Origin of the sequence: Sorangium sp. So ce448, assembly GCF_051520915.1 — a bacterium.
Taxonomy (GTDB): domain Bacteria; phylum Myxococcota_A; class Polyangia; order Polyangiales; family Polyangiaceae; genus Sorangium; species Sorangium cellulosum_B.
Genome location: NZ_CP150343.1, coordinates 8,135,736 through 8,150,620, shown reverse-complemented (window position 1 = coordinate 8,150,620; position 14,885 = coordinate 8,135,736). Strand labels below are relative to the sequence as shown.

Annotated in this window: 6 protein-coding genes; 2 read left to right on the top strand and 4 right to left on the bottom strand. The window is 71.3% G+C overall.

Annotated features, from left to right (window positions below; all coding sequences use genetic code 11):
* Nucleotides 1-419: 419 nt before the first annotated feature.
* Nucleotides 420-1,526, top strand: a complete 1,107-nt coding sequence (locus WMF45_RS30630; protein ID WP_437708534.1) for a protein kinase domain-containing protein — start codon at nucleotides 420-422, stop codon at nucleotides 1,524-1,526.
* A 151-nt stretch (nucleotides 1,527-1,677) separates the two neighbouring features.
* Here the strand turns inward: WMF45_RS30630 and WMF45_RS30625 are convergent, their stop codons facing one another.
* Together WMF45_RS30625 and WMF45_RS30620 are read right to left on the bottom strand one after the other, a co-directional pair.
* The gene (locus WMF45_RS30625; protein WP_437708532.1) at nucleotides 1,678-2,919 is read right to left on the bottom strand and encodes a glycosyltransferase; all 1,242 of its coding nucleotides are present in this window, start codon (nucleotides 2,917-2,919) and stop codon (nucleotides 1,678-1,680) included.
* Between the two features lie 837 nt (nucleotides 2,920-3,756).
* Nucleotides 3,757-6,099 (bottom strand): collagen-like triple helix repeat-containing protein, encoded by a 2,343-nt coding sequence (locus WMF45_RS30620; protein ID WP_437708530.1) that lies wholly within the window; start codon nucleotides 6,097-6,099, stop codon nucleotides 3,757-3,759.
* 584 nt (nucleotides 6,100-6,683) lie between these two features.
* Here WMF45_RS30620 and WMF45_RS30615 point away from each other — a divergent pair.
* Nucleotides 6,684-7,256 carry a GNAT family N-acetyltransferase gene (locus WMF45_RS30615; protein WP_437708528.1) on the top strand — a complete coding sequence of 191 codons (573 nt, stop codon included), beginning with the start codon at nucleotides 6,684-6,686 and terminating at the stop codon, nucleotides 7,254-7,256.
* 587 nt (nucleotides 7,257-7,843) lie between these two features.
* Here WMF45_RS30615 and WMF45_RS30610 read toward each other — a convergent pair.
* Both WMF45_RS30610 and WMF45_RS30605 read right to left on the bottom strand, forming a co-directional pair.
* Entirely contained in the window at nucleotides 7,844-8,578 is a 735-nt protein-coding gene (locus WMF45_RS30610) for a DUF7873 family protein (protein ID WP_437708526.1), read from the bottom strand.
* Nucleotides 8,579-8,685: 107 nt separating this feature from the next.
* Nucleotides 8,686-14,718, bottom strand: coding sequence for an AAA family ATPase (locus WMF45_RS30605; RefSeq protein WP_437708524.1), 6,033 nt, complete (start codon nucleotides 14,716-14,718; stop codon nucleotides 8,686-8,688).
* Nucleotides 14,719-14,885 lie beyond the last annotated feature (167 nt).

Here is a 14,885-nt window from a genome sequence, read left to right as displayed (position 1 = left end):
GCGGCCCCATGATTCCGAGCACATCCGATCACATTCGAAGGCGGCCTCATGAGGATGAAGCGGAGGCCGGGCGAGGCCACGAGGGTCGGGGCATCTTGCCGCAGGGGGGCGATTCGCCCCACGCGGCCGCGCGTTCACCGCGGCGCTCCAGGTGCGCCGGCGTGGCTCGGGTTTTGCTGAACTTTTCCATGAAATGACGTGTTGCTGGATACCGCCCACCCCATGCGGCTCCTCTGTCGGTGGCGCAGGACGGCCGGGCGGATCGCGGTGCCGACGCGCTGCAACCCGGGCCTGCCGTCGTGGAGCGCGGATTCGATCGTAGCGCCGCCGCCGGGACACGGGAAACGCAGAGCAGAGTGGCTCTCTCGCGCCGCGAGCGCCGGGAGAGCCGTTGGCTCGAGGTACGGAGAGGACCAGCGATGGAGTTCGAGAATGTCACGCGCGTCCAGAGAGCGCAGGCGCTGGTGGGAACGTCGCTCAACGGCGCGTGGCGGCTGGACGCGCTGATCGGCCTCGGCGGGATGGCGGCCGTGTATGCCGCGACGCACCGGAAAGGCCAGCGGGTCGCGATCAAGCTGCTGCACCCCGAGCGGGCGAGGGATCGTGGCGATCGCGCGCGGTTTCTCCGCGAGAAGGCCATCGCGCAGACCGTCGATCACCCTGGGGTCGCCGCGGTGATCGCGGACGACGTGACCGAGGATGGGTCGCCGTTCCTCGTGATGGAGCTCCTCGAGGGAGAGAGCCTCCTCCAGCGCTGGAAGGCGCAGAGGGGCGCGCTCCCGCCGGCCGAGGTCCTCTGGGTGAGCGAGCAGATCCTGGAGGTGCTCGCGGCCGCGCACGCGCGGGGCGTCGTTCACCGGGATCTGAAGCCCGACAACATCTTCCTCACGCGAGAGCGCGGGGTGAAGATCCTCGATTTTGGCATCGCGCGGCTGCGGGCCCCCTCGGGGCAAACCTCCCTCGTGGGGCTCCGCGCGATGGGCACGCCGGCGTACATGCCGCCCGAGCAGGCCCGCGCGCGCTGGGATCTCGTCGATGCGCGGACGGACCTCTGGGCGCTGGGCGCGACGATGTTCTCGCTGCTGACGGACCGCTACGTGCAGGAGGCGCCGACCGTCAACGAGCTCTTCTTTCTGAGGATGACCTGCCCGATTCCGTCGCTCGCGCGGATCGCGCCGTCGATGCTTCCGGCCGTGGTGCGGGTGGTGGACCGCGCGCTCGAGTTCGCGCAGGCGGATCGCTGGCCGGATGCGCGGTCGATGCTGGCCGCCGTGCGCGAGGCGCATGCCGCGCTCGCGCTCGCGCCATCCCGGAGCACGCTGGCGCCGCCGCCCCGGAGCACGCTGGTGCCGCCGCCCCGGAGCACGCTGGCGCCGGCGACGGACCTGCGCGACCTCGGCGCGCTGGACGAACGGCCGCCTTCGGCTCGTCCCGACGCGCGGCTTTCCCGGGCGGCGGCGCTCTCGTCGCCGCCGTCGCTCGCGACGAACGCGCGCGCGCGCTCGACGATCCCTCGCGCTCCGTGAAGCGAGCCGGAGGCAGCGACGGCCTGCCCCCGGCGGCGGGCGGCGCGCTTGCCGCGCCGTTTGCGTCTCGATCTGGCTGTGTGGATCGTGGGGCGAGCCTGCGAGCAGCTCGCCGGGTGATGGGGGGCGAGCCTGCGAGCAGCTCGCCGGGTTATGCGTTCAGGCCTGCGAGCAGCTCGCTCGGCCGCAGCACGCCTCGCCGCTCCGACTCGCGCCGGGCGAGCAGGGTCTCGTAGATATCCATGTAGCTCGCCATCATGCGTTCGGCCGAGTAGCGCCGCAGCGCGAGCTTCCTTCCGCGCTTGCCCATCGCCGCGGACTGCAGGGGATCCCCCTTGAGCGCGGCGAGCTTCTCGGCGAGCGCGCCCTCGTCGTCCGACGGCACGAGGAAGCCCGTCTCCCCGTCGGCGATCAGGGCAGGGATGCCACCCACGGCGGTCGAGACCACCGGCAACCCCGTGGCCATGGCCTCCACCATGGAGAGCGGCAGACCCTCGGACTTCGACGACAGGACGAAGACGTCGCTCGCGGCGAGCAGCCCCGGCACGTCGTGCCGTTCGCCTGCGAAGACGACGCGTTCGCTGATGCCGAGCTCTTCGGCGAGGGCGCGCAGCGAGGCGGCTTCCGGCCCGTCTCCGACAAGGAGGAGGCGCGCGTTGTCCGCGTCGCCCGACAGGATCCCCGCGGCGGCGGCGGCGCGGAGCAGGAGCGCGTGGTTCTTGACCTGCGACAGGCGCCCGACGGCCCCGGCGACCCACGCGTCCTGGGGGATCCCGAGCTCGGCCCGGATGCGGTGCCGGGCCGCGGCGTCCGGCCTGAAACGGGAGAGGTCGATTCCATTCAAGACCACATGAAGCTTCGAGCTCGGCACCTCTTTGTGCTTCAGCATGAAGTCGGCCGTGGACTGCGACACGGCCACGTGCGCGTCGGCGAGCCTGGCGGCCATGTGCCGCAGCCACGCCCTGCGCCCCTGATCGAACATGGCGCCGTGCAGCGTGTGGCACACAGGCACACGGTGCAGCCGGCCCGCGGCCGTGGCGTAGATGAGCGGCAGCTGATTGTGCGAGTGCACGATCGAGACACCGTGCTTGGCGAAGAACGCCGCGAGCTTCCCGGGGAGCTTGAGGTCGAAGCCGGAGCGCTTCGGCAGCATGTGCACCGCGACGCCGCGCTCCCGGAGCTGCGCCGCGCGCGGCCCGTCGGGGTTCGTCTCGATGCCCACGACCATGACCTCATGTCCCGCGGCGCGCTGCAGCCCGGCCAGATCCACCACGACCTGCTCGGCGCCGCCCACCTGGAAGGAGTTCAGTACGTGTGCGATCACGAGGCGGTTGTGGCGTGCTCCGGTCATCGTCGCATGCTCGGTGGTCTTCATATCGTAATCGATGCTCATGGTTCCCCTCTGGGGTGCGCTTCGGGCGCATGTGGTCCGACCTGAGAGAAACCCCTCCTTCGTGTCCGCGTCCCGAGGGGGGCAAATTACCACAGCATCTACGGAGTGAGGAGAATTCTCGGTGTGTCTCCTCGATATGCTGGGTACCGCTGGATTGACGTGAGGGGATGTCTTCATCGGCCCGTCCGCTGACTACGTGCAATCGCGCCTGTGGCAGATGGCAACAGCTGTGACAAAGAGCGTCGCGGCGGCTTCACGTGCGTGCCATGGCGGCTCTCCCTGATGCAGGACAGCAGCGATGCCGCGCCGACATTCCGGCAGGAATGCCGGAAACCGCGCACTTTTTTCGGAGCATGGAAGAGTCCGATGTTCACGCAGGCCACCGGCCAGGAATTCATGCGAAAAGCGTGCAAGCTGCCTCACGCGTGCCGGCGGGACATCTGCACCCCCGATGCCGCGCCGGCGAGGGGTGTCGTCTCTTGTGGGCAAATGTGCGTTTGATGGTGTCCCTGGTGAACACGGGCTGCTGATCCGGCGGTGTGAGGGATTCAGGGGAGGGCTGCGACTGGGCCCGGCGGCGTCGCTTGCCCTGCTCCCGGGGACCACGGGCGGACCTCGGTGGTCTGTGCAGGCGTGGCGGGAGGTCGGGGGCTGTGCGGCGATTGCACGGTGCGCTGCGGTGCGGCGTGCGGCGTGCGGCGTGCGGCGTGTGGGGAGCACCGGTGAGGTGAGGAGCCAGCTGTCCCCCGCCCTCGCGGTCACGGTGGACGGGCGGGGGACAGCTGCTCGGGAGATGGGCTCGTGCTCACGCGAGCACGGCCTGCCGGTCTTTCGGGATCAGCGCTCGGACAGCTCGGCGCACACGGCGAAGGTGGTCAGCGACACCGTCTGCGCCTTCTTGCCGTAGCCGCTCTCGAACACGGCGGTCGACGTCCAGCCCGCGCGGCCTTCGGTGGGGTCGAACGGCGAGTTCTCGACCACCCTGCTCGTCGCCTGGGCGCCGCCCGAGACCGAGAATCCGCCGCTGATCACGACTTCACCCGCGTCGCAGAGCGCCTTGACGTTGACGAACGCGCTCGTGGGCGACGCCTCGCGCGTCACGGAGACCACGTGGATCTTCACGAGCCCAGGCGTTCCGGCCGGCCCCTGGGGGCCACGCTCGCCCTTGGGTCCAGCGAGGCCCTGAGGACCGCGCGCGCCGTCGGCGCCCTTGAGGCCGTGAGAGCCGTCGACGCCCTTGAGGCCCTGGAGGCCCTGGAGACCCTGAGGACCGACGATGCCCGCGGGGCCGCGCTCGCCGCGCTCGCCCTTGGGTCCGGCCGGCCCCTGGGGACCGACCTCGCCCTTGGGTCCAGCGGGACCCTGCGGACCGCGCGCGCCGTCGGCGCCCTTGAGGCCCTGAGCGCCGTCGGCGCCCTTGAGGCCGTGAGCACCGTCGACGCCCTTGAGGCCCTGGAGGCCCTGGAGGCCCTGGAGGCCCTGAGGACCGACGATGCCCGCGGGGCCGCGCTCGCCGCGCTCGCCCTTGGGTCCGGCCGGCCCCTGGGGACCGACCTCGCCCTTGGGTCCAGCGGGACCCTGCGGACCGCGCGCGCCGTCGGCGCCCTTGAGGCCCTGAGCGCCGTCGGCGCCCTTGAGGCCGTGAGCGCCGTCAGCGCCCTTGAGGCCCTGGAGGCCCTGAGGACCGACGATGCCCGCGGGGCCGCGCTCGCCGCGCTCGCCCTTGGGTCCGGCCGGCCCCTGGGGACCGACCTCGCCCTTGGGTCCGACCGGTCCCTGGAGACCGATCTCGCCCTTGGGTCCAGCGGGACCCTGAGGACCACGCGCGCCGTCAGCGCCCTTGAGGCCCTGAGCGCCGTCGACGCCCTTGAAGCCCTGGAGGCCCTGAGGACCGACGTGCCCTGCGAGGCCCTGGGGGCCAGGCTCGCCACGCTCGCCCTTGGGCCCCGCCGGCCCCTGCGGACCGCGCGCGCCGTCGACGCCCTTGAGGCCCTGAGGACCGATCTCGCCCTTGGGTCCCATGGGCCCCTGAGGACCGATCTCGCCCTTGGGTCCCATGGGCCCCTGCGGACCCATCTCGCCCTTGGGCCCTACCTGCCCCTGCGGACCACGCGCGCCGTCAGCGCCCTTGAGGCCCTGAGGACCGATGTGCCCCGCCAGCCCCTGAGGGCCCATCTCGCCCTTGGGCCCTGCCTGCCCCTGCGGACCACGCGCGCCGTCAGCGCCCTTGAAGCCCTGAGAACCGATCTGCCCCGCCGGTCCCTGAGGACCCATCTCGCCCTTGGGCCCCATGGGTCCCGCGGGTCCCTGCGGACCGCGCGCGCCGTCGACGCCCTTGAAGCCCTGGAGGCCCTGGGGACCGATGAGCCCCGCGGTGCCTGCCTGCCCCTGCGGGCCGGGCTCGCCGCGCTCGCCCTTGGGCCCCTGCGGACCCTGCGGACCGCGCGCGCCGTCGACGCCCTTGAGGCCCTGGAGGCCGGTGTGCCCCGCCGGCCCCTGAGGACCCATCTCGCCCTTGGGTCCCATGGGTCCCTGCGGACCGCGCGCGCCGTCGACGCCCTTGAAGCCCTGGAGGCCCTGGGGGCCGATGAGCCCCGCGGTGCCTGCCTGCCCCTGCGGACCGGGCTCGCCGCGCTCGCCCTTGGGCCCCTGCGGACCCTGCGGACCGCGCGCGCCGTCGACGCCCTTGAGGCCCTGGAAACCCTGGGGGCCGATGAGCCCCGCGGTGCCTGCCTGCCCCTGCGGGCCGGGCTCGCCGCGCTCGCCCTTGGGCCCCTGCGGACCCTGCGGACCGCGCGCGCCGTCGACGCCCTTGAGGCCCTGGAAGCCCTGGGGGCCGATGAGACCCGCGGTGCCTGCCTGCCCCTGCGGACCGGGCTCGCCGCGCTCGCCCTTGGGCCCCTGCGGACCCTGCGGACCGCGCTCGCCCTGCGGCCCAGCGGGCCCCCGCTGCCCCATGGGCCCCTGGGGACCACGCTCCCCCTTCTGATACTGCTGATACTGCTGTCCCACGAACCCCTTGCCCTTGCCGGGCACGTGATGCCCGACCTCGTCGGACGCCCCGGCCTCCGCCTTGACGTCCCGCGAATCGCCGGCCCAGCTCGCGCCTGCGGTGGCCATCACCCCGGCAAACCCGGCGAGGATTCCAGCAGAAACCGCACTCGCTCGATACTTTCGCATGTGACTCCGCCTTTCTATCGATTCCGAGCTTCAATGCGCTCGATCCCGCAGACAGCCGCGTTCAGATGAGGTGGAGCCCAGCAGGCGAATGAATCGGGCGAAGGCCGACTCCGGGACGGATCTCCGCCCGTGCCCCGCACCGACTTCTCGATGAGAGTCCCACCAATTGCCGGCACGAAAAGTCAGGGCGATTCGTCGATGCGGCACCCGACAGGCCACGCCACGACGCGGGTGTGGCCAGGTGCAGCCAGCGCTCGAAGGCTCCAGTCGCCAACCCGCTGTGTCTGGAGCGATCCTAAGTTGATGGGGGCGGTTCACCAAGCCCCTGAAGAGGGGTTGACGGCCGCGACCCCTGTCGAGCGATCGGCGTTCATTCGCGCTCGCGCCGGGGGAGGGCCGCGCCCGCATGCGAAGCCGGGGTATTGCGGGCATCGAGCGCAGAGCAGGGCGAACGCGTGGAAAGACAGCAGCTGGCGCATGGGAGCACGCAATGGCGCGAACGGAGCACCGACGCGAGAATCAGGAGACGACCGCGCACGGGACAGGAAATGGCGAACACCTGGCGGACCGGGTAGGATCGCCCGGTGCCCGGCCTCGACACCGACGAAGACGCCCTCCTCTTGACGGACCGCCTGCGCCTCCGCCCCCACCGGCGGTCGGACGTCCCGTTCATGATGGAGCTGAACTCGGATCCCGAAGTGGTCCGCTACACCGGCGATACCGCGCTCGCGTGCGAGGACGAAGCGCGCGCGATCATCGCGCGGCTCGCGCGCCAGTTCGAGGACTTCCGCATGGGCCGGTTCATCGTCTCGGACCGGACGACGGCGGAAAAGCTGGGCTGGTGCGGCCTCAGGTGGCACGACGACCTCGAGGTCGCGGACCTCGGGTACCGCTTCTTCCGCAAGCACTGGGGCAAAGGCTACGCGACGGAGGCGGCCGCCGCGTGCATCCGGTACGCGGTCGAGGAGCTCCGGCTCTCACGCCTCGTCGCGCACGCGATGCTCGAGAACGTCGCGTCGGTCAGGGTGCTGGAGAAGCTAGGATTCCGCCGGACGGGACCGACCGTGTTCAAGGGGCTCGTGGCCGAAGGGTTCGAGCTCCCCCTCTGCCCGCCCGCGTCCCCGGAGGGATCCGACGGAGCGCCGACATGGCGATGACGCCGGCACAGGCGACCAGCCCGGCGGCCGTCAATGACGGAAAACGCGGCGTCGTCGATCGAGCCCGCCGACCCGAAGGCCCCTGAAATAGGTGAGACCCGGGACTGTAGCCTAGTCCCGGGCCTCGGTTTGCCGCCATCTGCGCACACCCACACGTTTAAGGTCGAAGGTCAGTCCTTACACCGCCGTGTTCTGCCATTGAACTACCGGCCATCATGGACCGCGCGCCGGGGCGGGAGCGCCCCGGCGCCGCGCGAGGAGAGGCGACGCCTCACCGCGGCGCGGGCTGGCCAGGCTGGAATTGAACCAGCATCCGACGATTCAAGCCTCCTCCCGTTCGATTGGGTGATCGGCGGCGAATGCTCGAGCCTGGAGTGAGAGCTTGAGACCATTGAACGGGCCAGCGCTGCCTCTTCCAAATTGGGCTACCCCGCCGCGAGAGAAAATGAGGTGGCGGGGGCAGGATTCGAACCTGCGCTTGGGCGCCGAGCCCATCAAGCTGAGCTTGAGCTTCAACTTGCACTCCGCGGCCACGATATCGCTCCGGCGGCCGCGGCGCAAGCGCGGGGGCGCGCGTCAGGCGCGCGTCAGGTACCGAAGAGGAACCCGAGGACGGCGGCGCCGACCTTCTGCTCCTCGACCGTCTGGTTGTTCGCCTCCTCGCGGGCGAACTTGACCGCCTTTTGCAGCTTCTCCACGCGATCGAGCAGCTCGTTGATGCGCCGCGCCGGCAGCGCGCCCGAGAACTTGACCGTCTTCCAGTAACCGACGACCACGTCCTCGTGATAGACCTCCACCTGCGCCGGGTGTTTGTCCGTCGCCTCGGCCTTGACGTGGTTGCGCGGGATCTTCTTGGTCCGCGCCGTCTGCACCGGCTCCGTCGCCCAGGAGTCCGCGGAGGGATCGAACGTCCAGCTCTCCGACGCGTCGAGCACCGGCAGCTTCCTGATGAAGGTGTTCATGTCGACGAGCTGCTTCTCCAGGAAGAGCAGGTAAGTCACGGGCGCCCCCGCGAGGAGCACCTTGCCGTCGACGACCACGTCCGCGCGGGCCTTGCAGTTCGCATAGTCCTTGGTGGCCGTGACGTCGAAGAGCTCGCCCAGGATGTCGGCGGTGCTCCGGATGATGTCCTCGGCCTTGGCCTGCACCCTCGTCGCCTCGGGCGGGAGCTGCTCGCCCTCCTCGTCCTTCGACCGGTAGGTGCGCGAGATCCCGGAGAGCAACGCCGGCTTCTGCAGCGCGTGGTGCGCCTCGGTGAGGCGCTGGTGGGAGCGGGCCTTGACGCCCTTCTCGATGGCGATGATCTGGTTCAAGCGAGGCATGGCGGTCTCCTAGGACGACCACCCTATCAGAGGAGCAAAGCGCCTGTCAGCGCCGTCGCGTGAGCCTGCAATGGGCCCGGGAAGCGCTGTCGTGATCCGGTGAGCGCCTAGGCCGATGGGAGCAGGGCGCCTTCTCCTTGGCCTGCGCCCTCGGCCGCCGTCTCCGCCTCGGCCGGGCGCAAGGGGAGCTCGACGATGAACGCGGCGCCCGCGCCCGGCTTGCTCTCGACGCGGATGGTGCCGCCGTGGGAGGTGACGATCCACCGCACGATGTAGAGGCCGAGGCCGAGGCCGCCGAAGTTGCGGACGGAGACGGCGCGCTCGAAGCGCTCGAAGATCCTGGCCTGGTCGGCCTGCGCGATGCCGATGCCGTGGTCGCGGACGACGAGCCGCGCGCGATCGCCCTCGCCGCGCACGACGACGTGAATGGGGGCCCCCGCGCCGTACTTGATCGCGTTGGACAGGAGGTTGATGAGGACCTGCTCCATGCGAGAAGCATCCCAGTCGCCCACCACGGGCCCTTCCAGCTCGAGCTGGGTGCGGCAGCGGGCGTCGGTGAGCTGCTGGTGCATCCGCTCGACGACCTCGCGCGTCAGGGCCGCCAGGTCGAGGGGGGCGCGCGCGAGGGTGAGCCGGCCGGCGTTGAGGCGGGTGACGTCGAGCAGCTCGTTGACCAGGTGGGCGAGGCGCGCGATCTGGCGGCTCAGGACCTGGATCGCGGCGTCGATGCGCTCCGGAGCGACCTCGGCGCGCTGGAAGCGGGGCAGGAGCCGGGCGAGGAGGTGGGCCTGCATCTTGAGCGAGGTGAGCGGGGTCTTGAGCTCGTGCGAGGCGACGAGGAGGAACTCGTCGCGGCGCTCGATCGCCTCCTGGGCCTCGGTGAACAGGCGGCTGTTGTCGAGGGTGAGGGCGGCGCGGCTCGCCAGCTCCTCGGCCAGCCACAGGTCGGCGGGGCCGTAGCGGCGCCGTGGCGCGGTCGCCAGCAGGGTCATGACGCCGAAGCACCGGTCGCGCGCGAGGAGCGGAGCCCGGAGGAAGGAGTGAACGCCGAGCCGCTCGAGGAGGGGCACGGCGCGGACGTCGCCCACCTCGGGGCGTTGCAGCGACGCCGCCGAGAGCGGCTGCAGCGCGTCGATCACCGCCCCTGCGAGCTCGGCGGGCACGCCCGCGGTGGCCGTGCGCTCCGGAGCGTCCGGGTCGAGGCGCACGTCGACCACGCACCGGTCGGCCAGCTCGGGCACGGCGAGCTGCGCGACGCTGTCGAGGGTGGCGCCGTAGCCGAGGGCCATGAGCTTGCGGCTCGCCTCGGCGAGGAAGCGCTCGGCCAGCTCGGCCCGCTTGCGCTGGGTGATGTCGGTGGAGACGCCGCAGATCACGCCGGGCATCACGTCCTCGCCGAGCGGGAACTTGAGCGAGAGGAAGGTGTGCGGCCCGTCCTCCGTGATTATCTCCTCCTCGAACTCGAGCGGCTCGCCCCTCTCGAGCACCTGCAGGTCGTGCGCGTCCAGCGCCGCGGCGCGCGCGGCAGGCAGGAGCTCGGCGCTTGTCTTTCCGATGATCTGATCGAGCGGCCTGCCGAGGGCGCGGCTCACCCCGCGGTTGGCGAGCAGGTGCCGGCCGTCGCGGTCCTTGAGGAAGATGCACGCGGCGGAGTTGTCGATGATGGCCTGCAGCGTGGCCTGGCTCTCGCGGAGCTCGCGCTCCGCCCGGCGCCGCTCGGCGTTCTCCTGCTCGATATCGGCGTAGAGCATGGCGTTCTCGAGCGAGATGGCCGACTGCGACGCGAGCAGCTCGAGCACGGCGAGCCGCCCCGGGGTGAACGCCCCCGCCACGAGCCGGTTCTCCAGGTAGAGCACGCCGAGCAGCCGCGCCTGGCGCACGATGGGCAGGCACAGCACCGATCTCGGCTTCTTCCGCGTGAAATACTCCTCTTCGAGGAAAGGGTGCCTCCCGGCGGCGTCGTCGAGCAGCACGCGCTCGTGGCTGCGGCGAACGTAGTTGAGGATGGATTGCGGCAGCGGGGCCGCCGCGGCCTCGCCCGCGTCGAGCAGCCGCGCGGCGCCCCCGGACGCGGCGATCGCCGCCGCGGTCGACAGGCGATCTTCTCGGGCCAGGAGCACGTAGCCTTCCTCGGCGCCCGCGTGCTCGATCACCGTGCGCAGCAGCATCTCGAGCAGGCGCGGGAGCTTGAGCTCACCGGAGATGCCCTGAGAGGCCTTGACGACGGAGAGGACGTCGAACTGCTCGGCGCGCACGGCGAAGGTGACGGTGGGGGCGAGCGGCTTTCGCTCGACGAGGAAGGGATACCGCTGGTCGAGCTGCTCGACCTTGGCGTGGGCGCCCCAGCGGAAGTAGGCGGCGCGCGCCTTCTGGAGGTGGGCATCGGCGGCCGTGAAGAGGCCGCACGCGCGGTAGAACCCCGCGGCGAGCTCGCAGGCGATGGCCTCGTGCTGGACGAAGCCGCCCTCCCGCGCGGCCGACGCGGCCTGCTCGTAGAGCCGGGCCGCCTCCGGTTCCTGCCCGCGGAGCCGGGCGATCTCGGCGCGGACCAGGGCGTGCTTGTGGAGGTAGTTGTCGGGGCCGTTCCTGGCCCACTCGCCGAGCTGCCGCTCGCAGTCGAGCAGCCCGTCCGGCAGCTCCCGCTCCGGGGACGGCGGCGCCTTGTCCGGGCCGCGCGCGTCGTGCGCATCGCCGTCGCCGACGAGCGCCGCGAGCGCGAGCGCGTGATAATAGAAGTCCTCCGCCACGAGCGCGTGCGGTTCGCTCCTCCAGGGCCTGTCGACGATCACCCGGCGCGTCGCCTCGCACGCCTCCCCGGGGGAGCCGAGCAGGAACAGCCCCTGGGCCTTCAGGCTGCAGTGGAAGCTGAGCACGCCGCCCATGTCCCCGGGAGGCAGCCGCGCCTCGAACGCGCGGGGATCCAGCTCGGATCCATCCATCATCGGGAGCCGGGCCGGCCTGCCTCGCAGCGCCTGGACAAGCGCGTGGGCGCTCAGGAGGATGTTGTAGACGAACTCGTATCCGGTCTTGCGCACGAAGCGGAGGTGCTCCTCGATCTCGCGGAGGACGTCCTCCAGCGGCTCGCCCGCGAGCAGCGGGAACAGCGGGGCCCAGATGCAGAGGAAGCACGCGTCGTTCAGGTTGCCGGTCTCGATCGCGGCGCTCAAGCCGGCGCGCGTGTACGGAGTCGTCTCTCGGTAATGGCGCTTCCAGAAGATGATCAGATTGCCGAACAAGGAAGAGACCATGGCCTTCATGGCGAGGAGGTTGTCCCTCTCCACCAGGTCATGACCGAGCTTGCCGAACAGATATCCCTCCTGGTATCGGCCGTATCTCGGGCCGATCACCTTCGCGAAGGCCGCATACGCGTGAGGCGAGCTCGCGGCGTTGCCGTGCTGCAGGCTGAGCTTCACCATGCGCGCGACGACGAGGTAGTTCAGGTTCGGGTGCACGAAGTACGCGGGGACAGACACGCTCGCCAGGACGTTCATCGCGATCTTGCACGTCGGGTGCGTCATGGGAGGCAGGTGGCTCAGGCCCTCGATCGCCCGGTCGCCCAGGGCCTGCCAGACGCCCTCGGTCTCCTCCGCGAGCCGCGCTTCGGTGAGCGGGATCGACAGGTCGATGTCGCAGGAGCGGAGGAACGAGAGCCCGATCTCCACCGCGCGGGCGGACTGCCCGCGGGTCACGCTGAGGGCGATGGCCAGCTCGACGGCCGCGGCGCGCTCGGCCTCGGTCCTCGCGTGGTCGGTCAGCGCTCGCAGTAGCCGCTCGGCCTCGTCGAAGCCGCCGGTGATGTACGCGGCGTGCGCGCGCTCGAAGGTCAGATCGTAGGTCAGCTCGTGCCGCGCCTCCCAGCAGCCCGGCGCGAGCAGGGAGAGGCCCGCGGCGAAGAGCGCGGCGGCGGACTGGAAGGCCGCTGCGGCCTTGGCCTTCCTGCCGGCGCGGAGGTTCAGCGCGGCGAGATCGTCGCGCTCGGCCTGGGAACGGAGGAGCGCGGCGCCGCGGTTGAGGTGCCCCACGACGTCGAAGAGCGCCTCCTCGCGCTGGCCCTTCAGGAGCAGCCGGCCGATGCAGAGGTGCACCTCGGCGAGCTGTCCGGCCGGGATGAGCGCGTGGGCGGCCTGCTGCACCCGGTCATGGAGGAAGCGATAACCAGCGCCCCGGCGGAGCAGCAGCCCCTCCCGCACGGCCTCGGCGAGGGCCTCGTCGAGCTCGGCTGCAGGGCGGCTCGCGACCAGGGCGAGGATGTCGAGGTCCAGGCTGGCGCCGAGGCACGCGGCGAGCTTGAGCGCGTCCTGCGTCGGGACGGGGAGCCGCTTCAGCTTGCCCACCATCAGATCGACGACGTTGTCGGTGAAGCCCTTGCCGCGGATCGCGGCGATGTCCCAGCGAAAGGCGCCCGCCTTCGCGTCGAAGGTGATGAGCCCTTCCTGGTGCAGCTCGAAGAGGAACTGGATCGCGAAGAAGGGGTTGCCGCCGGTCTTCTCGTGGACGAGCCGCGAGAGCGGCTCGGCGCGCTCGGCCGCGGCGTGGACCGCCCCCGCGACGAGCGCCCCGACGTCGGAGGCGGAGAGCGGCGCGAGCACGAGGTCGCTGAAGGTCGCGCCGCGCTTCCGCGCGTCGGCCAGCATGAGCGGCAGCGGGTGCGCCGGGCCGACCTCGTTGTCGCGGTAAGCGCCGAGGAGCAGGAGGTGCTCGGTCTCGGTGTAGGTGATGAGCTGCTCGAGCAGCTGGAGGCTGCCGGCGTCGGCCCACTGGAGATCGTCGAGGAAGAGCACCACGGGGTGCTCCTTCTGGACGCACGCCGCGACGAAGCGCTGGAGCGCCGCGTGGAAGCGGTGCCGGGCCTCGGCGCCCGGGAGCTCCGGCGCGGGCGGCTGCGGGCCGAGGAGCAGCGCGAGCTCGGGGAGCACGCCCGCGAGCAGCGCGCCGGTCGCGCCGACGGCCTCCCGGAGGCGCTCTCGCCAGCGCTCGAGCTCCTCGTCGCTCACGCACAGGATCTCCCGCAGGAGCGCCCGGAACGCCTGGAGGAAGGCGTGGTAAGGGACGTCGCGCCTGAGCTGCTCGAACTTGCCGGAGAGGAAGAAGCCCCGCTCGCGCACCACCGGCCCGCGTAGCTCGGCCACGAGCGACGACTTGCCGACACCCGAGTAGCCCGACACGAGCACGAGCTCGGGGCGGCCGCTCGCGACCACGCGCTCGAACGCGGCGAGCAGGGCCCCTAGCTCGCGCTCGCGGCCGTAGAGCCGCTGCGGGATCTGGAACCGATCGGAGAGATCGCGCTCACCGAGCGGGAAGGGCGGAATCGCCCCGCTCGCCTGCCACCTGGCGAAGCACTCGTCGAGGTCGCGCTGCAGGCCGAGCGCGCTCTGGTAGCGATCCTCGGCGGACTTGGAGAGCAGCTTGAGGACGACCGCCGACAGCTGCGGGGGAATCGAGGGGACGAGCGCGTGGGGCGGGGATGGGCGGAGGGCGACGTGGCAATACACCCATTCCACGGGATCGCTCGCCTGGAAGGGCAAGGCGCCGGTCAGCAGCTCGTAGAAGGTGACGCCGAGCGAGTACAGGTCGGTCCGCTCATCGGTGGAGCGGTTCATCCGGCCCGTCTGCTCGGGCGCCATGTACGCCAGCGTCCCCGCGATGAGCCCGTCGTGGGAGACGTCGTGGCATTCGCGCGGCGAGAGGCAGGCGATCCCGAGATCGGTGATCTTCACCTCTCCAGTGTCGGGGTTGTAGAGCAGGTTCTGGGGCTTGATGTCCCTGTGGATGACGCGGTGTCGATGCAGCTCGGCGAGCGCGCCGGAGAGGCGGAGGGCGAGGGGGAAGAAGCGATCGAGCGGCGTCGGCCCCTGGATGAGCCGGTCGAGCGAGCGGCCGCCGAAGTCCTCCAGGACCAGCGTCATCTGATCCCGGAACGCCTCGATCCCGTGGGCCTTGACGATGGCCGTCGAGTCGAGCGCCCTGGCGACGTCGTATTCGTGGCGCAGCCGCCCGAGGGCGCGCGGGCTCGCGTGGTCGCGCCGCAGGACCTTGAGCACCACCGGCCGGCCGTCCTCCTCGCGCCGGGCTCGGTAGAGGATCGTCTCGGGCCCGTCGTGCAGGACCTCGATCACGAGGTAGCGTGGACTATCGGCCATAGGCGGGTCTTCGAAGGCCAGTGCGGCGGCCTCCGAGGCGTCGAGCGTCGGTCCATGTTGCCAAAACCGGCGCGCTCCGCCATGGAAAATGGCGGGGCGTCCTCGCGCCGGCTCGCCCGCGACGACGAGGAGGAAGCGCGGGAGTTCGCCGAGGATCCTCCGACGCG